Source organism: Desulfocicer niacini (genome assembly GCF_054657595.1).
This window is the reverse complement of sequence record NZ_BAAHYK010000004.1, coordinates 45,466-69,269: the sequence shown is the minus strand read 5'-3', so window position 1 is coordinate 69,269 and position 23,804 is coordinate 45,466. Positions and strand designations below refer to the sequence as shown.

General features: G+C 47.6%; 20 protein-coding genes. 4 read left to right on the top strand and 16 right to left on the bottom strand.

Translation table 11 applies throughout. The annotated features are described in order from the left end of the window. Positions 1-184: 184 nt before the first annotated feature. Complete coding sequence (locus ACYQ2M_RS03005) at positions 185-1,795, top strand: long-chain-fatty-acid--CoA ligase (RefSeq protein WP_459914831.1); 1,611 nt, start codon at positions 185-187, stop codon at positions 1,793-1,795. A 224-nt stretch (positions 1,796-2,019) separates the two neighbouring features. On the opposite strand, the gene ACYQ2M_RS03000 is transcribed toward ACYQ2M_RS03005, so the two are convergent. From ACYQ2M_RS03000 to ACYQ2M_RS02940, 13 genes are all read right to left on the bottom strand, one after another. Continuing rightward, positions 2,020-3,174 (bottom strand): double-cubane-cluster-containing anaerobic reductase, encoded by a 1,155-nt coding sequence (locus tag ACYQ2M_RS03000; protein WP_459914830.1) that lies wholly within the window; start codon positions 3,172-3,174, stop codon positions 2,020-2,022. Positions 3,175-3,176: 2 nt separating this feature from the next. Then, the gene (locus tag ACYQ2M_RS02995; protein WP_459914829.1) at positions 3,177-4,145 is read right to left on the bottom strand and encodes an ABC transporter permease; all 969 of its coding nucleotides are present in this window, start codon (positions 4,143-4,145) and stop codon (positions 3,177-3,179) included. Position 4,146: 1 nt separating this feature from the next. Beyond that, positions 4,147-4,890 (bottom strand): ATP-binding cassette domain-containing protein, encoded by a 744-nt coding sequence (locus tag ACYQ2M_RS02990; RefSeq protein WP_459914828.1) that lies wholly within the window; start codon positions 4,888-4,890, stop codon positions 4,147-4,149. A gap of 102 nt (positions 4,891-4,992) precedes the next feature. After that, a complete protein-coding gene (locus ACYQ2M_RS02985; protein WP_459914827.1) occupies positions 4,993-5,985 on the bottom strand; it encodes a sugar ABC transporter substrate-binding protein in 993 nt (330 codons plus the stop codon). Between the two features lie 184 nt (positions 5,986-6,169). Next, the gene (locus ACYQ2M_RS02980; protein ID WP_459914826.1) at positions 6,170-7,453 is read right to left on the bottom strand and encodes a hypothetical protein; all 1,284 of its coding nucleotides are present in this window, start codon (positions 7,451-7,453) and stop codon (positions 6,170-6,172) included. A gap of 79 nt (positions 7,454-7,532) precedes the next feature. Continuing rightward, the gene (locus tag ACYQ2M_RS02975; protein ID WP_459914825.1) at positions 7,533-8,222 is read right to left on the bottom strand and encodes an ABC transporter ATP-binding protein; all 690 of its coding nucleotides are present in this window, start codon (positions 8,220-8,222) and stop codon (positions 7,533-7,535) included. 8 nt (positions 8,223-8,230) lie between these two features. Continuing rightward, entirely contained in the window at positions 8,231-9,451 is a 1,221-nt protein-coding gene (locus ACYQ2M_RS02970) for an ABC transporter permease (RefSeq protein ID WP_459914824.1), read from the bottom strand. A gap of 48 nt (positions 9,452-9,499) precedes the next feature. Next, the gene (locus ACYQ2M_RS02965; RefSeq protein WP_459914823.1) at positions 9,500-10,741 is read right to left on the bottom strand and encodes an ABC transporter permease; all 1,242 of its coding nucleotides are present in this window, start codon (positions 10,739-10,741) and stop codon (positions 9,500-9,502) included. A gap of 176 nt (positions 10,742-10,917) precedes the next feature. Continuing rightward, on the bottom strand, positions 10,918-11,718 hold the full coding sequence (locus tag ACYQ2M_RS02960; protein WP_459914822.1) for an outer membrane lipoprotein-sorting protein: 801 nt from the start codon (positions 11,716-11,718) through the stop codon (positions 10,918-10,920). 43 nt (positions 11,719-11,761) lie between these two features. Next, entirely contained in the window at positions 11,762-12,523 is a 762-nt protein-coding gene (locus tag ACYQ2M_RS02955; protein WP_459914821.1) for an HDOD domain-containing protein, read from the bottom strand. A 135-nt stretch (positions 12,524-12,658) separates the two neighbouring features. Continuing rightward, a complete protein-coding gene (locus ACYQ2M_RS02950) occupies positions 12,659-13,858 on the bottom strand; it encodes a putative sulfate/molybdate transporter (RefSeq protein ID WP_459914820.1) in 1,200 nt (399 codons plus the stop codon). Between the two features lie 195 nt (positions 13,859-14,053). Then, complete coding sequence (locus ACYQ2M_RS02945) at positions 14,054-15,298, bottom strand: trans-sulfuration enzyme family protein (protein WP_459914819.1); 1,245 nt, start codon at positions 15,296-15,298, stop codon at positions 14,054-14,056. Between the two features lie 250 nt (positions 15,299-15,548). Next, positions 15,549-17,003 carry a trimethylamine methyltransferase family protein gene (locus ACYQ2M_RS02940; RefSeq protein ID WP_459914818.1) on the bottom strand — a complete coding sequence of 485 codons (1,455 nt, stop codon included), beginning with the start codon at positions 17,001-17,003 and terminating at the stop codon, positions 15,549-15,551. Positions 17,004-17,227: 224 nt separating this feature from the next. On the opposite strand from ACYQ2M_RS02940, the gene ACYQ2M_RS02935 reads away from it, so the two are divergent. Both ACYQ2M_RS02935 and ACYQ2M_RS02930 read left to right on the top strand, forming a co-directional pair. Further along, complete coding sequence (locus ACYQ2M_RS02935; RefSeq protein WP_459914817.1) at positions 17,228-17,938, top strand: GntR family transcriptional regulator; 711 nt, start codon at positions 17,228-17,230, stop codon at positions 17,936-17,938. A gap of 223 nt (positions 17,939-18,161) precedes the next feature. Further along, complete coding sequence (locus tag ACYQ2M_RS02930) at positions 18,162-20,045, top strand: methyl-accepting chemotaxis protein (protein ID WP_459914816.1); 1,884 nt, start codon at positions 18,162-18,164, stop codon at positions 20,043-20,045. Positions 20,046-21,081: 1,036 nt separating this feature from the next. Here the strand turns inward: ACYQ2M_RS02930 and ACYQ2M_RS02925 are convergent. Both ACYQ2M_RS02925 and ACYQ2M_RS02920 read right to left on the bottom strand, forming a co-directional pair. After that, complete coding sequence (locus ACYQ2M_RS02925) at positions 21,082-21,456, bottom strand: winged helix-turn-helix domain-containing protein (protein WP_459914815.1); 375 nt, start codon at positions 21,454-21,456, stop codon at positions 21,082-21,084. 32 nt (positions 21,457-21,488) lie between these two features. Next, positions 21,489-22,211 carry a GntR family transcriptional regulator gene (locus tag ACYQ2M_RS02920; protein ID WP_459914814.1) on the bottom strand — a complete coding sequence of 241 codons (723 nt, stop codon included), beginning with the start codon at positions 22,209-22,211 and terminating at the stop codon, positions 21,489-21,491. 331 nt (positions 22,212-22,542) lie between these two features. On the opposite strand from ACYQ2M_RS02920, the gene ACYQ2M_RS02915 reads away from it, so the two are divergent. Next, positions 22,543-22,701 carry a hypothetical protein gene (locus tag ACYQ2M_RS02915; RefSeq protein ID WP_459914813.1) on the top strand — a complete coding sequence of 53 codons (159 nt, stop codon included), beginning with the start codon at positions 22,543-22,545 and terminating at the stop codon, positions 22,699-22,701. Positions 22,702-22,839: 138 nt separating this feature from the next. Here the strand turns inward: ACYQ2M_RS02915 and ACYQ2M_RS02910 are convergent, their stop codons facing one another. Beyond that, complete coding sequence (locus ACYQ2M_RS02910) at positions 22,840-22,998, bottom strand: transposase (protein WP_459914925.1); 159 nt, start codon at positions 22,996-22,998, stop codon at positions 22,840-22,842. Between the last annotated feature and the right edge of the window lie 806 nt (positions 22,999-23,804).

Here is a 23,804-nt window from a genome sequence, read left to right as displayed (position 1 = left end):
CATAAGTTCTTCAATTTGCCACCCCATGATGTGCCCAATGATAAATTAAAACAGCACATGTATTATGTGAAATGAGAACTTACGACTCATGAGGCATTGATTATATCATGATTAATACCGCTGGTTAGGAGATTTTCCCGGCCAGCCACTTGGCTCTCACCTTATTCAGCAAAGGAAAATTCATATGTCCCATAACAGTGCTTATTTTGATATCCTGACACCTGTACACTTCATCAGCCGAGCAGCAGCCGTGTACGATGACAAAATTGCGGTTATCTATGAAGACAAGCAATATTCATATACAGAATTTTATCACCGGGTGAATCGTCTGGCAAGTGCTCTCAAAAAACTGGGTGTGGGCAAAGGCGACAAGGTGGCTTTCATCTGCCCCAATACCCCACCCATGCTTGAAGCGCATTTTGCGGTTCCCATGATCGGCGCTGTTCTGGTGAGTATAAATGTACGTCTTTCCCCCGGAGAACTGACCTATATAATTGATCATTCCGATGCCAAAGCCCTTTTTGCGGACAACGAGTTTTCAAAAAGTCTGCCCTCCATGATGGGAGAAATTCCAAAGATTAAAACCTGCGTTAACATCTGCGATATCAGCGATGAACGGCCCCTGGAGGGAATGGAATATGAGGAATTTCTGGCCACAGGTTCCCCCGAAGCCATGCTCCCGGACATTGATGACGAGTATCAGGTCATCAGCATGAACTACACCTCCGGTACCACCGGACGACCCAAAGGCGTTATGTACCATCACCGTGGTGCATACATGAACGCCCTGGGAGAGCAGCTGGAGTTTGGTGTCAACAGCCACTCCACCTATTTGTGGACACTTCCCATGTTCCATTGCAATGGCTGGTGTTTCACCTGGGGTATCACGGCCATGGGCGGCACCAATCTCTGTCTTCGAAAAGTAATTCCCGAAGAAATCTATCGCCTGATTGAAGAAAAAAACGTCACTCACCTTTGCGCGGCCCCCACCATTCTGATTGGCATGTCCACCTATGCCACCCAGCAGAACATCACCCTGGGTCATCGTCTGGAAATTATGACCGCCGGTGCCCCCCCGGCCCCCACAGTCATTCAGAACATGGAAAAAATTGGTGCCAATATCACCCAGACCTATGGTTTGACCGAGGTCTTCGGCCCCCACAGCGTCTGCCAGTGGCAAGCAAAATGGGACAACCTGCCTTTGAAAGAAAAAGCACAAATCAAGGCTCGCCAAGGCGTTCCTTACATTGTGGCCATGTACATGGACGTAGTAAACCCCGTAACCATGGAACCAGTGCCCAAAGATGGCCAGACCATCGGTGAAATCGTCATGCGGGGAAATAATGTAATGCTGGGTTATTACAAAGATCCCGAAGCCACCGAAGAGGCCTTCAAGGGGGGATGGTTCCACAGTGGTGATCTTGCCGTAATGCACCCCAACAACTATGCACAGATCATGGACCGTAAAAAAGATATCATTATAAGTGGGGGGGAAAATATCTCCACAGTGGAAGTGGAAAATGTCCTGTACCAGCATCCTGATATCATGGAGGTGGCTGTGGTTCCCATCCCGGACGAAAAATGGGGCGAGGTTCCCAAGGCCTTTGTGGTGCCCATGCCCGGCACCAATCCCACAGCTGAGGATATCATCGCCTTTTGCAAGGAGAACATCGCCCGTTTCAAGGCCCCCAAAGCCATAGAGTTTGGAGAATTGCCCAAGACCGCCACCGGCAAAATCCAGAAATTCAAACTCCGGGAAAAGGAGTGGAAAGGTCATTCACGCATGGTGAATTAAGCATTTCTATTTTTATGATACATGCCCTTCCCTGCCCGGGAAGGGCTCTTAAGTACCTGGATGAAAACAATGATATAATTTGTTAACCATCCTCCTGAATCGGCGAAAAGTTGAATTTCTATCTGAAGACCTTACCGTTTTTTTAAACCCAGATTTCGATAATTGACACGAAAATAGTTGTGCAAAAAGTGAGATACCCCCGTTTTTTGTCAAGGTTTACCCTTTTACAACATCTCCAGAAAGGCCTCCACCCGCACGCGGATCTGCTCCGTGTCCGATGGGGAATATCCGGTATTGATATGAAGAACTGGAACCCCTGACCGGTCTTCGATTTTTTTTGCCACGGTAACATGCTCCACCGTATACGGCTGGCAGTTCTCCAGCGTTGCATCAATCACCCCATCCACATGAAATTGATCAATTAAGGCAAGTAGATACGCCATCCGCCTGGTGTTGGGACTCATGCAGGCACAGGGGGTTTCAAGGTAGTGATCAGCCAAACCTTCAAGCAGACGCTCCTTTTTTTCGGTGTGGCGAAAGATGCTTTTAAGGCTGCTGCAATGCTCCTGGACCACTACAAGCCCTCCCAGCTCTTCTGTGATTCTCAGCACCTTGTCTGAACCTGAACCCATGGGGCAACCGGTGATGAGAATTCGTGGGCCGGTTTTTTTAGAAGGCCGTTCAGGTTCAAGTTTTGCAATGGTTTCCAGCAGTTTATCCAGCAACTGGTTATATGCTTTAATATTCGGGGCCACATTTCGTGATTCCATGATCTGGAGAAGTTCTCTGCCCGTCATGGGCGGGGTGGTGGATGCCATTGAATTTGACAAGGCCATGAGTTTTCCGTTACGCAGATTAATCAGATCAATCTGTTTTGCCAGGGCCGCATCGGTGATATGGTTTCCCGTCTGGGCCTCTATGAAGGTTTTTAACCGTTTAACCTCGGCCCGCCAGAAAACGTTTGCCGAGGTATTATCTGCAGCATAGGGCAGCTGCATCACATGAACCGGTTTGATCCTGCCCATGAGTTCAAACATCTTTTTCTTGCCGTCACAGGTGGTCTCGCCAATGATGATGTCCGCTGCATGAAAATAGGGGCAGGTGTCGGAAATGGCAAAGCCATAGCTGGATTTGATCAAGGGGCAAAGGGCCGCCGGCAGATCTTTTTCTGCTGCTGCAATGGGTCTTTCATCTTTCCCGCACAAAGAGACGGGGATCATGCCAGCCGCCCGAACCAGCTCTTCGGGTGCAAACGTGCAATAAATGCCGGCCACCTTTATCCCATGATCCGGTGCTTCTGCAAGATCGGCCTGGCAGAGTTCAGACAGTCTTTCAAAGGGTTTAATGGCTTCAAGAACTTTAGGGTGTGTCGTTGTCATACTTATCCTTTTGAAAATTTTGTTAAAGTGGCGTGGCTGGAAACGGAAACCATGATGACGATGCCATAGACCATGCGGGTCCAGAGTCCGGACAGGCCACAGCTGATGATTCCGGCCTCGATCATGCCGATGATGACAGCACCGATGAGTGTGCCGTAAATGGTTCCCTTTCCACCAAAAACAGAGGTGCCCCCCACAAATACCGCCGCAAAAACCAGCAGCATATATCCTTCTCCCTGGGTGGGCCACCAGCTGGCCATCTCCATGCATACCATGGCCCCGGAAAGCCCGGTTACCATACCCATGAACACAAAGATGCCCACGCGGACCCGGGCAACAGGAATCCCCATCATCCTTGCCGCAGGGGCATTGTCCCCGCAGAACCGGATGTGGTCGCCAAAAACATGGCGGTTTAAAAGCAGCCAGGAAAAGGCTGTCAGCAGGAAAAACCATACGGCCTGAGCCGGCAGCCAGCCAAACCATCGTCCCACCATGACATAATAAAAGGCGGTGTCCCTGATTTCAGCCATGTTAAGGGCCAGCCCCCCTGCCAGCAGGATGGTGAGTCCCCGCCAGAAAAACTGGGTGCCGATGGTGGCAATGATGGACGGTACCCCGAAACCCACCACCAAAAGGCCGTTGAGAGCCCCGGCCACTGCCCCTGTTGTCATGGCCGCCACAAGCCCCAGTGCGGGGCTGCCGGTGGCGGCATAGATGGTGGCATGGGCAAATCCACATGTGGCCATCACCGATGGAAAGGAGAGGTCTATTTCACCTGTGATCACCACAAGGGTCATGGCAACGGCGATCATTCCGGCAAAGGGGATGGTGGAAAGATAGGCAATGTAAATTCTGGAATGCAGAAAGGTGTTGGGAGCAAGGGCCATAAAGGAGAAGAGCAGAATAATAAAAATAATGGAAATCGCCCACTGCAGGGAATTGAATTTTATGAAATCGGGTAGAGGCGGCATGTCAGGAACACTTCATCAATGTTTCGATAAGGATTTCCGGTGAGGCATCTTTTTGATGCACCTCAGCCATTACTTTCCCGTGTTGAATAAACAGGCATCGATCTGCCACTTCATGGACATGGTGCAGATTGTGGGAGATAAAAATACCGGATTTTCCCTCTTTTTTAAGGGCTTTAACAAAGCCCAGTACCTTGCCCACCTCTCTTACGGCAAGGGCGGTGGTGGGCTCATCCATAATGACCACCCGGGCATCAAAATACATGGCCCTGCCGATGGCAAGGCCCTGCCTTTCACCACCGGAAAGAACCGATACCGGCGCCCCCGGGGAGATACCCACACCATCCATCCCAAGCAGCTTTGTGAGCACCCGCATGGCCTCTTTTTTTTCATGACGTACCCGAATCAGGCCCAGTGCGTTTTTCCGGTGGCGGCCCATGAAAAAGTTACGCCATATGGACTGGGATTCACCAAGAGATTTATCCTGAAATACGGTTTCAATGCCCATTTTTCGTGCACTGCTTACGGAAAAGGTGTGGGGGGAGATGGGTTTGCCTGAAAAGAACATCTCTCCAAAATCAAATTTCTCAACCCCGGAAAGAATTTTGATCAGGGTGGATTTCCCGGCACCATTGTCGCCAATGATGCCGAGAATTTCGTTTTCATGGAGCGTCATGTCAACGCCTTTTAAGGCGGATACATGGCCATAGGACTTGGTAATTTGAGACAGCTGGATAAGGGGAGTCATAATGTATAGGGCTAAATAACCGATTATATATTTCTCAAGATAAAATCCAGAGATATGAGATATATATATCCCTGGAATGGTGAAAAATATATGTGTGGGTACTTATCGAAGTCCTTTTTTGGCCAGGGGTGCGATGAGTGACAGGTTGTCGGCATCCACAAATCCCCCCCCTGTGTCAATGGTGAGTCCGGAAAAACCATATTTTTCAGTCAGCGCAATCTGAAGTACGGAAAAGTATCCCAACAAGAAGGGCTGGGCATCACCGATGAGATCAACATATCCTTTTTCAATGGCACTGGCCGTAGCCGGGGAGAGAGAAAAACCTGCCACATCAATATCATCGGGTGCTGCGCCGGCCGATCTCAGGAAATTTTCCATCTGAGCGGTGAGTGCGCCATGATCAATAACCATGGCCCTGCAGTCGGGATGCGATGCCAGATACCCTGTGATGATGGGTGTGCCAAGGGAAGGATCTTTGTCCACTTCCGGTGAGATTTCAAGATAATCCACGGTTATGCCCTCTTTTTCAAATACATCCAGAATGGCCGTTGCACGAAGTCCCCGGGTGGGCAGCCGTTTCAGCCCCCACACAAAGGCCCGCTCCCCTTTTTTAAGGTTAAATCGCATCATGCATTCCTTGGCCATGCTCACGCCCTGGTTATAAGCGTCGGGCCCCACATATCCAAATCCCTGGGAATGGAATTGGGCCTGATTTTCTGGCAGGGGGGTATCAACGGCCGTCACCCGTATGCCGGCTTGACGCGCCTCCTTGATAAAGGGCATGTATGCGGCATCCCCCGGATGTCCCATGACCACAATGCCGGTGGGTTTGGCGGCAATGGCCTTTTTGAAATTTTCGATCATTTTTTCCGGGCTCCAGTCGGAATAGACAAAGGTGATTCTGGCACCGATGTCATTGGCTGCGGCTTTTGCACCATTGTACACCACTGTGTTGTATGTGCCACCCACCGGTCCCCCTGTGTCAAACCAGATGTGCATTCCGGTTCCGGTTCTTGCTTCTCCATCTGCCGCCGTTGCTGCAGGGGCGTACATGAATAGGAGCAACAGTGCAATCAATAGTAAACGTCGTAACATGAAGGGACTCCTTTATAAAAAATAATTGGTTTTGATTACGCGATGGATATAAATTCTTATCTCTATAAGGAATCAAAGGTGAGGTCAAATACTGAATTCCTATGAAACTTTACAAGGTGATAGTCAATGTCAATGGTTTTGATGGTTCCTCAGTGTTTTGAGTTGTTGACCGGCAGATATCCAGTCAGAAATAGAAACGAAGACCTGCATAGATCATATTGGAATAAAGACCGAACTCTGAATGTGGAGTTGGACCTGTCTCTTCCATGTCAGCGCTTTCTCCCATGGCCAGAAAGCCCCCGGCTTCCAAGAAAAGATCCTGCCTTAACCCATACTCAACACGGGCACCCATATAACTCGAAAGATCCGTCAGGTTGATCAGACTGTGAAGGGTGCCGGTAACAAGCGGGGTGAATTCATAGGTAATGCCGGGAATAAGATAATGTCTTCCCATCAGGTAGGTGCCCCCATGGGCATAGGCAGTTTTTAATGGGGCCTTGCCCGTAAAGGGATTGATGGTGCCCATGGTATGGCTTATGTACTTATTTTTTGCGTCTGTTCCCGGTATGTTATAGTGGTATTCCACAAAAAGATAGGTATTGTCAGGAAAACTGAAATCAAATCCGCTGACCAGGCGGAAATAATCCTCGTCTTTATTGGGGGAGTCCAGTTGACCGGCAAATACATGGGCCGCCTCCAGCCAGAAACCTGCCTGTGATATGGACCGGGTCATGTCAAATCCCAACATTATATTGTTTTTAAAATCCATGATCATGAGGGAGAAATCCGTATTGAAAAGGTAGATGCGTGTTCGCATAAAAACGGCGTTGTTGTCCATTTTTCCGTCTTTTCCGAAGACCACTCCCAGATCAATTTCGTTGAAATCGCCGGTGGGGATGGTCATGCGCAGGGCATCCACACCGGTTTTGTGCTCTTTGTTGAGATCCTGGAAAAGAAAGGGGGAGAAAATATCCGTGGGATTGATAAATTTACCGCTGCCAAAGGCAATGGCCTGACGGCCCAGATGAAGGTCGGCAGATGGAAAGAAAAAATTGATATTACATCGATCCAGATTCTGGAGCAGGGACAGATCCCGAGGGGTGTCCTCCCGGAGTTTTTCGTCAAGGTCATACATGCGCCAGGTATTTTCCCGGGGATTGAGAAATCCCTGGGAGGTCATGAGAGAAGGCTTGGCAGCCGTCGGAGATATGGCATAGGCTATTTCAAATGAAAAAACATCGGAGGGCTCATGGAAAAGCCGCATCCTCAATTGACTCTGAAACATGCTGTAGGATTTGTCCTCTTCCAGGGGGGGGAGAACCGTATTTTTTGCAAATTGTTGAACCATCATTGTGGATTTGAGATACCCGGTCAGTGACGGGGGGGTGTCATTGCCATGGAGCAGGGGGATGGGGGGAATAAGAAGTGCAGAGATCATCAAGGCCCATATTGGAATAATATATTTCATATTTGTTTTTTCTCGGAGTTTGTTTAAACATCGGCCACCGGGATGGCAGAGGCAGGCCCGAAATTCATATCCCTTTTAGTTAGCGTATTTCATCTTTTTCAATACGTCCATCATGGATACTCACCAGACGTTTGGCATGTTCCATGATCATGTGATCATGGGTGGAAAAGACAAAGGTCATACCCCATTTTTCGTTGAGTTTCTGCATGATTTCCAGAAGGTCACTGCCTGTTTTTGAATCCAGATTGGCGGTGGGTTCATCTGCCAGAATAATATCGGGTCGGCTTACAATGGCCCTGGCAATGGCAACCCGCTGCTGCTGTCCACCGGATAGTTCAATGGGTTTACGATTTTCCATGCCCTCAAGTCCCACTTCGTTAAGAATTTTCGTCACCCGGCGCTGCCGTTCCTTTTTCTCCACCCCCTGGAGAAGCATGATATATTCAATGTTCTCTGTAACCGTCAACACGGGGATCAGGTTGTAGGACTGGAAGATAAATCCAATATGGTCCCGCCGAAAATCCCCCAGTTCGGCACCGCTCATCCGGCTGATTTCTTTTCCATTTAATTTAACGCTGCCGGAGGTGGGGGTGTCCAGAGCACTTATCAGGTTCAGGAGGGTGGTTTTCCCGGACCCGGATGGGCCGGCAACGGCTGTAAACTCCCTGCGCCTGATTTTGAAATTAACCCCGGCAAGGGCGTGAACCTCCACCATTCCGGTTTTGTAGGTTTTTTTCAGATTTTCTGCATGGATGATTATGTCTGACATTTTGTTCCCTATTTTTTCATGGCAGTTGAAGGAGATATTTTCGCGGCATGGATGGCCGGATAGAGCCCCACAAACATGGTAAATAAAATCAGGGCCAGGGGATAGATGATGAACTGATATGCTTCCATGACCGGATAAATGCGATCAGTAATGGCCACACTGACAAATTCAGTATCACTGTAATCCAGCCCCAGGCGGCTGAAAATCATAATCAGAACGCCCCCCATAAACGTGCCGAACAGGGAGCTGATAATCGCCAGTGCGCCCGCTTCAAACACGATCAACACAGCCATATTTCCGGGTCGGGTACCCAGGGCACGAAGGACTCCAAATTCAAACATGCGCTCATATAAAGACATGAAAAGGGTGTTAACGATACCGGCAGCCACAATCCCAGACAGAATAAGCGCCATGATGAGCATACTCACATTGAGCCATTTCAGCATGGCCTTTAACTCCGGCATCAACTCAAGCCAGCTGAGAATTTCCAGATCCGGTTCATCCACAAGGTGCCACACGGGGTGTTCCGGATGGGTGGATAGGCTCTGATTCTTGAAAGTAAAGGCAATCTCATGCACGTTGTTTTTGATGTTAAAGAGTTTTTGGGACGGTTTCAGGCATATAAACGCCATGGAACGGTCCATTTGTCTTATCTTGAATTCAAATATGCCACCAATGCGAAACATCTCCTGGGCCGTATTCCCCGTTTCGGCCTGGGCAACGGTGAGGATTATTTTATCTTCGGGTTCCACCCCCAGGATATCCGCCAATTTACGCCCAATGAGTATTTTGTTATTTCCATTGTTTTCCTTCAGAAACTTCCCTTCAATGATGGCCTCATCCAGTTTTGAGATCCCTTTTTCCGTTACTGGATCAATGCCGTTGATGATAATTGATTGTACATTCCGGGGGCTTGCGATCATGCCAAAGCTCTGGGTTCGTCGGGTAACTTGGTGGATATCCGGATTGGCTTTGAGTTTGTTCACCCATTTTTCGGGATGGATAATGGTTTTGTCCACCTCCAGGGTGTCTCTGTATCCTTTGTGGTGCATCTGGCCCTCTCCCATGAAGGTGGAGGTGGCGGTGCGGATCATGTTTTCTTTCCATCCGATGAGTAGGGCATCCACAAACATAAGGGCTGCAATGCCCACTCCAATGGCCAGGGCGGATAGAAGGGTTCTGCGTTTGTTTCTGAATAGGTTTCGCCAGGCAAGTTTCATATAAATCATGATCGTTTTTCCATTGGGTGGGCAGGTCAAGGCGTTGATCAAAGCAGATCAATAGCTTCTCATGGCATCCACCGGTTTGATTCGGGCCGCGCGGATGGCCGGGATGACACTGACCAGTGTTGATGTGATAACCGTGACCAGAAAGGGAACCAAGAAGGCCTCCGGCACAAAACCGGCTTTGAATGTGGCAATTTCAATGCCGCCGATGGTCATTGGTTGGTCCATGGGAATACCATAGGTCACAAGGGGCCATAAAACGGGAACTGTTAGAACTCCACCAATGGCCACAGCCATCAACGAGAGCAGCAGGGTTTCCAGAACAATTTGGAAAAAAATGTGGGAGGGACGTGTTCCCACAGCCTGCATTACCCCGAATTCCCGGGTTCGCTCCAGGATGGACATCAGCACCGTGTTAAGAACCCCCAGTGCCACAATGAGGCCGATGATAAACAAAAATACCCAGTTGCCTTTTTTGTCCGCCTTCATGGATCGATAAAAGAGCGATTCCACCGCTTCCCAGGGGTGAACCTCAAGTCCTGTCAATTGTGCTTTATTCAGCGTTGCCCTTATTTTTGCTGTAACCTGCCTTGATTTTTTGTGGCTGGAAAGCATCACCGCCACTTCATGAACCCTGTTTCCCATGGCCAGAAATTCCTGGGCTTTGTAAATATGAATATAACCATTGTTGCGGTCCGTGCTGTCCACCATTTTTTTCAAAATTGCCACCACTTTGAACAGGTCAGTGGCAATTGAACCATCAGCACCCTGTGAGACCATTGCGATTTCGCTTCCAATGTCGGCATGGAGAATCCGGGCAAGGCCGTTGCCGATGATGATCTGATTATGCGGAGCGATGACGGTGGTGGGTTCCAGAAATTTGCCTTGATCCACCTTGTCTGCCAGGCTGGACAGGACTTTCTCCCTAAGGGGGTCCACCCCGATGACCTGTATCGCCGTGGTTTTCTTATCAATAAAGGCAAGTGCGCCGCAATAGACCCGTGGTGCCAGGGCCCGGATGTCGGGGATGGTGTTTAAAACTGCCTGCAGTTTACGGGTATGGTCAAAATTTTTATAAAGACCGGGGCGATCCAGGTATCCCTGACTGTGGATCTGAATATGCCCGGTGTGGGAATGGGTAAACATTTCAATGATGTGGCCATAGCCCCCTTCTCCAAAGGCAAAGGAGATGCCAAGGAGAATAAAACCGATGATCATGGACAGGGCCGTGAGAAAGGAGCGGCGTTTGTGTCGGAAGATATTTCTGAATGCGATTTTCCCGATTATCATCATTTGATCCTCTCAACAAGTGGCCCTGATTGAGCGGGCCTTGGGGGCAGATAATGCCATTTTAATTTTTCGTTGTGCCTGTTGGTTATGGTGGTTACAGCCATGTTGTGATCAAGCCCGCCGGGAGTTTGGCCACTGCTGGACGGATCAATGGTAAGAAACTTGGGATACCGGTGTGATCACCGTCGTTTTTTCTGCAGGTTTCTCAGGGTAAAGGTTTCTTTATCAAGGTCTAAATCAAACTTGGCATGTGTGTAGCGTATAATTGTTTTATGGTTTGTTTTAGTGGTGGGAATCAATTCCATGACTGCAGGGATGGTTTTGTTACCAAAGGTTTTCACTTCTTTAAAATAGAGTTCCCGGATTTTTCTGTTTTTTTCATCATAAAATATTTCACAGGAGGGTAACAGGGTTTTTTTGTCAATTTCCGAGACGATTTTGCCCCAGAGAGAAACCGTTTCTTTGCGGGGAATGAATTCCACAAAGCAGGTTTTCTGATTCTCCTGCTCCATCAGCCGGGCATGGTAATCTTTTATACGGGTACTTTCTTTCACCAGATCATCATTGGTAAAATCAGACCCCATCCAGCTGCCCATCATCATACTGGGAGGTACCTTCATCACCTTGTTGATTTTGGGAAAAAAGTTCCACATCTCGTTTCCTTTGCGCAGGGTGGAAAATCCTTTTTCCCTGGGAGGAAAGTCAATGACAATGAAGGTCTTGTCCATGCCCTGGCTCCAGCTTTTCATGGTCAGGGTTCTTTCCCAGTGGGGGGTCTGAATGGTCATTTCCATTTCTGCATAAGCGGTATCGCTTCTGTAAAGTTCATCCAAATGTTTTATGATGGTTTCCAGGGCGACATCGGGGAGAGTGTTGTTTTGAAGCTTGGTTGGCGGCGTTGTGGCTGATATGGGCACAGGCTTTGCTATGACCGGGGCGCCCATTAAAATGCATAGTATACTGATGATGGACAGTTTCATAATACTTCACCTCCTGTGCTTATGGGTCCTAAGTTCTCATTTCTCATGCCGTGTGCGTAGCTTTTAATTTTAACGAAACACATCCTGCCATTTCTCTGTATTGAGCAGGTGCTGCTTCCGGGATTTGGTAATAGGCAACTCCCATACAGATATTATCCGGGAGATTCCATGAATTCAGGATTTTAGCTGCCAGAAAGCCATCGATTGTTCCAAAGACTTCCTGCTCTACCTTGTAAAGTGGCTGTTTTGTCCTGTTTGCTTTTACAAAGCATTTTTCAAGTTTTTCAGGGTAATGGATGGCCATCATAAGCTTGCCGATGCCATGAAGCAGACCGCCCATATAAAGTTCTCCTGGAATCAAATTCATTCCCAGGTTCGGATGACCTAGTCGCCTTGCAGCCATGGCAGATGTCCAGGAAAAGGCCCAGTAGTCTTCATGGGAAAAAATTTTAAGTGGTGGAAGTGGGGGCAGGGCATTTTTAACGCAGAAAAAAGAAATTGAGTTGACTGTGTCCGAAAGGCCAATGCGGGTGATGGCACCCCTTAGACTGTTGATTTTTTCTATCCCCCTGTAGTAGGAGGAATTGGCTACCTGCAGCATCATGGCGAAAAGTCCCGGATCAACTGACAAAAGTCTGGTTAATACGTCAATGTTTATTTTGTCATTGGGTTGCCGGACTATTTCCAGAACCTGTAACCTGTTGGCGGGGATGGGAGGAATTGAAATCTTTGACAGCATTGAGTCAAGTGCCATACTGTTAGCGATGGTTTGTTCCTGCAGTAAGTTTTTTTCAGAATGTGGCATTTGTCTGATTTATCCTCCTTGATGTTTAGTCTGAGAGCTTTGCTTACCCTTGGTTTGCCCAGAACTAAGCCTTGTAAGGAGCTTTTTTTTATTGATATAGAATTCTAAAGATGCGCACTTTTCAAAGCTCTCAATCTATATTGCCATTTTTTCGGATTTCAGGATGTAATTCACCGCAATTCCCACCATGAAACCAGCAGCTAGATTGGAAGCAAGGGTAATGCCCAGAATCATAATTGCCGCAAAGAGTTCTTTTCTTTCCTTTAGGTCCATGATGGTCAAGGCCAGTTGACTTCCCGCAAACAGCAGCAGTACGCCGAGAATGGCCATGGGAATGAGATGGAGAAGGGAGATGATTCCAGGACCCAGCAAAAGGGTCATGAACACAAACAAACCACCGATGATCAGATTCGATCCGGCACTTCTTGCACCAAAACGGTAATGGGCGGCAAGGCCCCCGGCGCCGTGGCAAAGAGGGATCCCTCCCATGAAAAACGAAGCAAAATTGGCAAGGGCCATGGATATACATGCGGCTTTATAGGTGACTTTTTCAGCGTCTTTGCCAAAATAATCCATGGAAAGATCTGAGTACGCAATGACAGCATTTCCAAGGGTCATGGGAATCTGGGGCAGCACCAGGGCCATAAGGGCAAAGGTGAAGTCTGCCTGGGAAGGAAGACCTGAAGGCAGAAATTCAGGCAGGTAAAGTCCCGGGGAAAGTGAGCTGAAAATATCCATGTTGCCAAGCATCAGCCCTACCATGAGCCCCCCCATGATCACCAGCAGCCCGGCTGGGGATTTTTTGTTTTCCAGAAACAGCAGGGTGGCAATGCCCCCGGCAATACCAAGGACTATGCCCATGGGCACCGGTCCCATGTGCTGGAAAGACAGCCAGGGCTCAGCGCTGCCTCTGATCAGCTGGAACTTTGAAGTTCCCAGCATGAACCGGATACCCTCTGCCATGAGCAGAACACCCGTGGAAAGTTGAACCCCTCGAACCACAGGTTTTGTAATGTACTTTCCTATGAGGGTTATGGTGCCGGTTCCACCAATGACAAGCAGAAAACATCCCACCAGAAAACCCGATGCTGAAACTTGACTGGCGCTCATACCCGTGGCAATGGCATAGGCCCCTATGACTTTCATGGGCTGAACCGGCACTGTTACCTTGTAATAAATCCCCGAAAAAATAAAAAAAAGGCCAATGGTCAAAAATGTGCCGGTTGGATTTAATCCATTGGCCAGTATCATTCCAAGGGAAATGGGTAAAAGGGTTCCCAGGTCTCCCAGGGAACCTGCAATTTCCATGCGGTTGAACTGCCAGGTTTTGCTCATTTAAAGTGCCTCCGGAAAAAGTTATTATGTACCTTACACGGTTTTATTTCCGGAGGAAACCATAAAAAATGGATAATTCAATGGTGCATCCTTCATTTACCAGTTTACTACTCTCGGAGCAATAAGTTCATTTCTCGGAAAGTATTGTCCCAAAGGCGTAAGGTATTTGGGGGCTGATATGAAGAATGCCTTAAATTACAGCACATTCAATGCCTGATTGAGATCGCCAATGATATCTTCCGGGGTCTCAATGCCCACGGAAAGGCGTATGAGCCCGTCGTCAATACCCACGCTCTGTCGTTCTTCTCTGGTCATGTGCTCATGGGTGATGGTGGGGGGATGCATGCAGATGGTACGACTGGTGCCGAAGGTGACGGCATGAACCACCAATTTAAGGTTGTTCATCACCTTGGCTGCGCCCTCCATGCCGTTTTTGACAACAAAGGACATCAGGCCACCATGGGCTTTCATTTGACGACTGGCAAGGTCATGCTGGGGATGGCTTTTAAGACCTGAATAGTTCACATGGGTGACATGGGGATGGGCTTCCAGAAATGCTGCCACTTTTTGGGAGTTGCTGCTGTGTTTTTCCATTCTCATGCCCAGGGTTTCCATGTACTGAAGGGTCATCCAGGCTTCTGTAGGCTGCATGATGGAGCCAATAAATTCCGTGGTGTTCCAACGGATATCTTCAATGAGTTTTTCGGGGCCCACCACGGCACCGCCCAGGACGGAGCCATTCCCGGAGATGAATTTTGAAATGGAAAGCACCACAATATCCACCCCGAAATCCATGGGTCGCTGCAGGGCGGCCGTGCAGGTGGTGTTGTCCACGCATACGGGTACCTTCCTTGCATGGGCTACATCGGTGACAGCCTTTAAATCCGTGATGAAAAGGGTGGGGTTACTGGGGGTTTCGACCCACACCAGTTTGGTTTTATCATCTATTTGTGCGTCCCAGGATGCGGGGTCTGCGGGATTCTTCACAAACTTGAAATTAATGTTGCAGCGTTTGGGAAAGATGTCCACGGCCTGCTTGTAACCTTCGCCAAAAATATTCAGGGAAGTGACCACGTTGTCGCCGGGACGGGCAATGGTGAATATCAGGTTGAACAATGCCTGGGAGCCGGAACCAGCGGTTAAGCAGGCCTCTCCCCCTTCAATGGCAGCCAGTCGCTGTTCCAGAACTCGGTTGGTGGGGGTCTGAGTCCTGCCGTACACCGGGCAGGGTACCTGCTCAAAGGTATCGTAGGGAAAGGTTACCGATTGAACCATGGGAGGGGTGAAGGAGGAAAAGTCAGCCTTGCTGTTCAGGGGATGAAATCCCGTGTGCAGGGTTTTTGTTTCAAAGCCGGTGGCGTTGTCCGCCCGAACCTTACGGGGGGCATCCGGGTTGTATTTCCAGGCATCTCTCAGGAAAAAATGTTTGTCATCGTTCATATTAAAACCTTATTGGGCCTTTCGATTTTTAGGCATCACTGATTCCTGCTTTATACTTTCATGAGGTGAATGCCCATTCTTCAGTGGTCGTATTTAAAAAAGTGTAAAGTGCTGTTGGAAACATATGAAGGTTGCCGATTTTTATCTCTGATTGTTTGTAAGTTTGAGTTTGGCAAGAGAATCAGAAAACCCTTTCATTCTGGGTTGAGTCATCACAATTGGCGGTTTAATGCTGGATAAAATATACATATTATGCTTCTCTGCCGTCAATCCATGCCTGTTCTCTTTCAACGATGGCTTTAATTTTAAGTTGCACCTCTTCCGGCAGGGGGGTAATGGTATGATTTTCAATGAGTTGGTCAACCACTTTGGCTGCATGCTCTTCCATGGTCATCTTTCCCTTTTTTTCCCACTGGGAATAGGTGCCTTTGTCAAACAGTTTTGAGTAAAAAGGTGTCTTGAAATGTTTCATGGTATGGGGATGCTGCAGGTACTGGCCAGTGGGACCCTGCTCATCAATGACATCCAGCGCCAGGGTGTCGTCGTTTACGGGTACACCCCTTGTGGCGGCCCGTATAAATCCGATGGTTTCATTGGCCATGACCTGGAGCTGCAGGGACCCCTGGAGCCCGGAATCCATGAATCCCACGTCGTGGACGATGTTGGCACCATGCATAAGTGCCGTCATAAGGCTTAAAGTCATCTCAATACCACACTGCTGATCCAGAACCTTGGAATCCGTGGAGCCCCCCAGCCCGAATACCGGCAGGTTGTAATACTTACCCATGGAAGTGGGAACTCCCTGTTCATCGGCAAGGACATAATTCCCCACCATGGTCTGAAGGTTGTAGGGACCACCATTCCAGCCGGGAACGGCAACGGGCGCACCGGGTTTTACCAGCTGGGAGAGTACAATACCCAGAAGTATGCCTGCGTTCATGGAAGCCATGCACCCGGCGGTGGTGGCAGGAGAGTTCACTCCGCCAGCGTTGAGGGGGATCCACAATTGGGGCAGGCCTTTTTCTGCCAGATACATGCATTTCTGAAGGGCCTCGTCATTGGCCACCAGACCTGAGGTGACGTTGATGTAGCAGGTGGCAAAGGGGTATCGTCTAAAGGCTTTTTCTCCACCGGCAATGGCTTCGCACATCTCAACAGCGGCCTTGCAGCCTTCAAAATCAGGGGCCACAAAGACAATGGGCTTTGTGGTGTGGTTGAGCATCACCTCCATTTGATAACGGTCATAGATTCTCTGATCCACATCCACGGGCAGAATCAGGGACATCACAAAATCTATTTCCGGGAGTGAATCCATTACCTTGGCAGCTTCCACCACATCGGAAAGGACAGGACGTCTTCTTTCTCCGGTGCGGTGATCCAGAATATTCAGGCAGTCTGATCCCCCCCCATAATAGGTGTTGTGGCCCCATGCCCGGATGGCTGGTTTTTTGTTTCGGTCGTAGAGGGTTATGCGCTGGGGCACCGTTGCCAGCGCCCGGGTGACCATATATTCCGGCAGACGCACCCGAAGGCCTTCCACATCTGCCCCGCCCCGTTCCAGAATTAGTCTTGCTTTTTCATCGTGGACATCCACGCCGGTGCGTTCCAGAATCTCCAGTGTGGCCATGTGAATTTTTTGGCATTCTTGCTCGCCCATACGTGCGTAGTGCCCACTTTCCATGCTTAAATCACGTGTTGAAATCATTTTTAACCCCTTTGATGTATCAGTTTAAAGAATAGATATAATGTATTTATATTTTCAACTTTTAAATGTCAATTCTATAATTTATAAAATAGATGCATGGAGGGATCATAATGCCTTTGACGTAGGGTTGATGTCATCCCAGGAGTGGCTCATGTTAATATATTGTTGATATCATTTTTCGGCAATGCTAGAAATAAAAGGATACATGGAGAAAAACCGAGCGTATGAGAATTAACAATGGGGGAAAAATGTCCAGAGGGCAAAAGGATGCTACGGCCAAAACCGTCATTTACAACAGACTGCGAAGTGAGATTATTACAGGACGGAAAAAGCCAGGGGAACGTCTATCCATTGAAGCCTTGAAAACGGCCTATGGTACAAGCGTCACACCGGTTCGGGACGCCCTTCAGATGTTAAATCAGGAAACGCTGGTCACCATTAAACCGCGTTCCGGTTATTATGTGGCCCATATTACGCTTAAGAATCTTCATGATATGCTGGATCTGCGGGAAATTTTGGAAACAGCTGCCGTTGAACGTGCCCTGGAAAACATTACACCAGAGCAACTTGAGCAGCTTGAGAACATACATGCTGGTTATACCGGGGATGATGAGTTTTCCTATACCCGTTATACGGACGAAAACCGTCAATTTCATTATATTGTTGCCCAGTCATCGGGGAATCAGGAGCTTGCTTCTCAACTGGGGCATCTTCTGGATCGCATGGCCCGTTTTATGGTGATCCGGCGGGCGGGTAAAAACCTGGCTGATATCCATGAACCCCTGATAAAAGCCTTCAAGAAAAAAGATGCCATGGCTGCCAGACAAGCCATCTGCAAAGAACTCAAAGATACTAAAATTCATATCATGGACCGAATTATGCAAGAAGAGGCGGGTTCCTGGCATCTGGGCATGGGGCCGGACAATGTCACCTGATATGAAAACTTAAGGAGATCAGCCGATTTGGATTTGCCGTTTATCCTGGGTGACATTTATGGGATACACCGACTTGGGCTTGACAAATGGTAAATCAATAAAATTTGACTTCTTGACTTGGACGATCCAGAACACAAAAGTGTTTTCTGATTTTTTTGCCAAAATAACACGAAAATCAGAGATAAGAATCTAAAAATTTTCAATTAAATAAGGAACGGACAAGATGAATTTGCGAAACAAGCTTATCCTTGGTGCGGTCACTATTATTGTTTTTATGGTTCTGGCATTGACCACGGTGGTTTCATACATCATTAATACCCAGAGTGTGGAAGCTTCCCATCAGATTCTGAAAAATACATTTAAGGTGATTCTGGATGATATATCCCAGAGACAAGACAAGCTTGTGTCTGGGACCCAGCAACTTGCCGGAGCCAATGATATGGGCTCCACCATTAAGTTTGTCGGGCAGTATAAACAGGGGGGGGATGAAACGATTTCCGTTTATCCTTTGCGCAAAATCACCAATATACTCTATACTATCATACAGGCCTCCAAAGCATGGAAGATGGCCGTCTACGACAATGAAGGGGATCTGATTTCTTTTTCGGTGTTAACCGATGATAAATACATGTACGGGTATGCCACCGGTTATCCCCAGCCTTTTGTACAGGCAGTTAACCGTAAACAAGATGATGACTCAAAAAAGGAAGACTGGGTTAAGCTTGATGCTTGTTCCAATGTGGCCATGCATTTGGATCTTGTGTTGCCGGAACATGAATTCTTTCGGTTTGAAAAAGTGGGGGAATACATGTGTCTTGCCTCCTATATACCCATTATGGGGTCTCAGTATGATCGAGATAAAGGGGAGGTGGTTTCCGTAAAGGTGGGAACTGCCATGGGAATCCAGCGCCTGGATAAGGACATTGTAAAACGATTATCGATACTTACTGGTGCCAGGGTAAATATTTTCATGGGTAACACTCTTGCGGCAGGCGACCTCGATGAGTACGCACAAATGGATATACGAGAGGCTGGAATTGTTGAGAAAGGTCGGGATTACCATCTTGCCATGGAAGCGGTTTCCTTTGATGAAGTTACCGTGTCCGGGATTGAATATTTTCAGGCTCTTTTACCGATCCATGCCGATACGGGCTATCTGGGGGCTGTGGTTGCACTGTATTCCAAGGCAGTATCCCGCTCCCATACCGTTGAGACGATAACCATGCTGTTGCTGGTATCTCTGGGCTGTATGGTGTTGATTATTCCCCTTGCGGTATTATTTTCAAATTCGTTGTCAAAGCCCATCAGTCGAGTGATTGTCCGGGCCAATGATGCGGCCGATCAGGTGGCATCTTCCTCCAGTGATGTGTTTGCCGCCAGTCGTTCTCTTTCTTCCGGGGTTTCAGATCTGGCTGCATCCATAGAAGAATCTTCTTCATCCCTTGAAGAAATGGCTGCCATGACGGCTCGGAATGCCCAGAATGCCGGGGAAACCAATGTTCTTGTACAGGCATCCTCGGAGATCGTTGAGGCACTCACGGTGTCCATGAATCAATTGACGACGTCCATGGCCGATATCTCAACGGCAAGTCAGGAAACCTCAAGGATTATTAAAACCATTGATGAAATTGCATTCCAGACCAATCTGCTTGCCTTGAATGCGGCGGTTGAAGCTGCCAGAGCTGGTGAGGCCGGTGCCAGTTTTTCCGTGGTTGCAGAGGAGGTCAGGAATCTTGCCATGCGTACAGCAGAGGCTGCCAGAAATACAGCAGAGCTGATTAAGGGGACGGTGCAAAAAGTTTCCGATGGTGCGGATGTTGTGACAAGAACCAATGACGCGTTTCTGCAAATGTCTGAATCTTCAACTAAAATCAGAGAACTGGTGGGTGAAATCACCACGGCTTCCGGGGAACAGGCCCAGGGTATTGAGCAGATCAACAAGGCCGTTGCACAGATGGATAAGGTGATTCAGCAGAATTCTGCCGGGGCGGAGAAATCTTCAATGGCATCCAAAGAGATGAATGTTCAGTCGGGGCGAATGAAGGATATTGTTGAGGATTTGACGGCCATTGTTGGTGGTAAGGGCGGTAAGATAAAATTGGTGTGAGGGGGTTAAATGGTGAGCTTGGGCGCAAGATCAGCCAACCTTGGGGTGAGACCCGGTTTGTTTTATTGTGCGGAGAATGAGTCTATCAATGTGGACATGAGCTAAGATTGTGAATTTCCCCCGTACATCCTCAGGATAAAAAGAACTGTACCATTGCGCCTAAATAAAAAGGGATTGTATGCCGCTTACACATACAATTCCTCAATTTTAACTTTATTTGATCGATAACCTGAAAGGGTTTATTTTACCTTGCCCGTCCGCCAGGCTTCAATGAGCTTGTCATAATTAACGGTTTCGCCCTGGGGTTTCTCGTTGGCAAGTTTTGCCTTGGACGCTCCGGGCTGGTTCAGCCATTAGGAATCCTCTTTTTCCGGGTTCATGAGAGGACCTTTGTCTCCCTGAATGCCGGAACGGGCAAGTCTCATGAGGATTTTGTCCTGCTCCCTTACGGTGGACCCCAATGTGTGAACAGCCATTTTGCTTGGATAAGCTCTGAAGATTTTAATTTATTTTTTAAAAAAAATGAAAAAGCAGTTGTGGGTGGAATCTTTTTTTTACACGCCTGCAAGGCGTGTAAAAAAAAGTTCCAGCAGTTATACATTAATCTCAACCACTATGCTGCTAAATCCATTGGGATGTTGGGGGGCTATCATCTCTTTTCTTTGAGTACTGCTTAAAGACTGAGCTTTTCCGACAAAAAATCGCGTTCCACCTTTAACTTGCCTATGTGGTGGTAAAGATCATCTAATTTTGCTTTCACCTGTTTTTGCTTTTTGGGACCTTTATCAAAGACATCGGCGGCTTCTTTTACCAGACCATGTTTTCAGTTGTTTATCATAGTTGGGTGGACTTCAAACCGGGCTGTTAACTCTGCCACTGTCTGATCATTTAGTGCTACTTTAGCCTTAAATTCCGGGCTGTATTGCGTCCTTTTCTTGCTCATTTAGTGCTTCTCTCATTTTGTTGATTCAGAGCTTAGCATATTGTTCGCTTTTTGGGGACCACCGTAATTTTATGATCAACCCCAAAAAGCTTATTACCGTAACGTGTTTGTTTTTTCCTCAAGGAACTGGTGAAGCTTGCCAAGAAGTTCGTTGAATTCCCTGACGATCTCTTCTCCCCTTTGGGTCAATGCGGCACCCCCGCCGCCTTTGCCGCCTTTACTGGTGATCACCAGAGGTTGCCCGGCATGACGGTTCATCGCATCGACAAGATCCCATGCTCGTTTATAAGACATCTGCATGGATTTCGCGGCTTTTGAGATTGAACCCAACTCCTTTATTCTGCTCAATAGAACGATTCTGCCTGTGCCCAGAAATGTTTCTCCATCCTTCTCAATCCATATTCGGCCACGGCAACATAAGCCCGAGGGCGCATTCGGACGAATTTTTCTTTTATGATGAGTTTTCATATTCCGATATATAATCAATAAAGTTCTGTTATTCAAGATCCATATATTTTTTGATGAGAAATCGCCGTTTCAGCACCGGGGGAGACCCTGCAAGGCTGGTTCCTGAATACGGGTGCCGGTATTACCGGACGCTCAAGATTTTCGAGAATGATCCGGTGTTCATGGAGGATCTTTTTTGCCCTGTCAGTATCTTTCAGCTCCACGGCTTCAAGCAGGTCCTCATGTTCCTTTTGAAGATCAAAAATCCGTGTGGCGGATAGATCGTCTGGCCTGAAACCGATGTAAATTTTTTGACAGATCTCCCGGTAGTGTGAAGAAAGATTAAAATTGCCAGCCATGTTCAGAAATGCCTCATGCAATTCCATATCTAAAAGGAATACCTTGCGGTTGAAATTTCCTGAAATTAAATTCTCCAGCTTGATCATTCTTTGAGTAAGATTTTTCAGCATAGTATCCGTCATCTTACGAATTGATTGGCCGATGAAACCGACCTCAATGGCCTCGCGGATTTCATACAGATCCTGCTTTTCCTGCCGGTTGAGCCGGTGCACCGCATATCCCTGGTTGGGCACAAAATCAAGATACCCTTCCTGGGCCAAGATAGCCAATGCATTGTTGACCGGCGTCCGGCTGACGTTGAGTCGCCTGGCAATATCCGCGAAGACCAGCCGCTGACCGGGCACAATTTCTGAATCGAGAATAAGCCGATTCAACCACCAATAGACTTTGTGGGTAAGTGTATTGAACTTTTTCACAGCGTGCCTCCCTTGGAACTTATTCTTTGACCATATCGATATATTTTGTTATATATAACGCATCAAATTCAAAGATGCAAGCATTGGAAATATCTGTTTTTTTCATGGAGGAAATCTATGATTACAAAATTCAGTTCAATTAACACAACAGGCTGTTTTGATTAAATAAACAATCAATCGGTTAGGGTGTGGTAAAGTATATGAAGCTGTAAAATGGTCAAGAACCCCCCAATTTTTCAGCAACTTTTTTGGAAAAATGAGCTTTTTCCCTTGATGGGTGGTCATGACATTGCTGTGGATAAATACTTATCCATCATAGGAGCGATTGATTATGTCAACAGACACATACCGTTTCCATGTCAATGTGGGGGAAACCAAGAGATCCATGGAATCTTCCCCCAAATACCTTTTGACCATGTTCTTCTTAATGCAGGGGTGGACCCTGGAAGATGGTAAGCCCTTCACCGGGATATCAGGGAATGGTGCATAAGGAATTGGCTGAAGGGGGATACAATGAACATGCAATCACCTTCTATACCCGCATAGCAGGCAGTATGAGTAAGCCCCCTCGAAGGGGGCTTAGCGATAGGAAAGCCCCTGATGGGGGCTATTAGTTAAAGTTCATTTTTTAGCTATTTTTATCTTGCTCACGGATATAACTTTTGATAAGCCCTTCATCAATCCCTACGGTATCGACACAGTAACCTTTTGCCCAAAAGCTTATACCTGTCATCCGTTTGGTATGAAGCAACTCTCTATGTATTCGTATTGCACTTTTACCCTTGATAAAGCCTATTTTTAAATCACGCTGGAATTGTCAAACCTTTAGGGTTGCTCTGGCATAGCCAGAGGTTTAATAAAAAGCAATTAATTATTCACAGTTCCTTTCAGGAAAAGATGGTTGAATCTCTTCTGGATAAAAATTAATTCAAAGCATATAATGAACTGTTTCTGAATGAACAGTATGAAGGGATCAGATTTTAATGTGTGATCTCAAAGCAGGACCACAGCCCCCAACGGAACATAAAGGCAATGCCCATCTTTTCCGCGACCATGGCAATCATGGCTATTGATGAACGTTTCAGACTCAACTCCCACCAGCCCAAAGTCATCCACCAGCACCACAAGACCTTTGTCAATTATGCCGGGAACTGTCACGTCATCACGTATGGATAATTTAGTAATGTTTTTACCCCCATATATGTATAAATAAAGACACAAAAAAATCTATTACCATATCTTATAGCACATTATGGCGCAAAATAGTATGTGAAAAGTTCCATGATCCAGAGTTCCCATGGGGATTTTTTGGACGCCGTACGCATTGAGGAATAGCTCGGTGGGGTGAGCTGGTAAACCACATATCCGGAATGCTCAGAGAGAATATCAAATTCAGGGCATCCAAACTTGGATTGACCTTTAGGGCCCCAAGGTGCCGATGCACCATAACGGTACGTCAGCTTTCCCCATGACGACCTAAGTAAATGGCCGGTACTCATATTTGAGTACCGGCATCACCGGGCAATATATCCCAGCCTGCCGTCGTCCTTCCCTGGATGCGTGGATTCTGTGAACGGTGTCCTGCCGATCCGC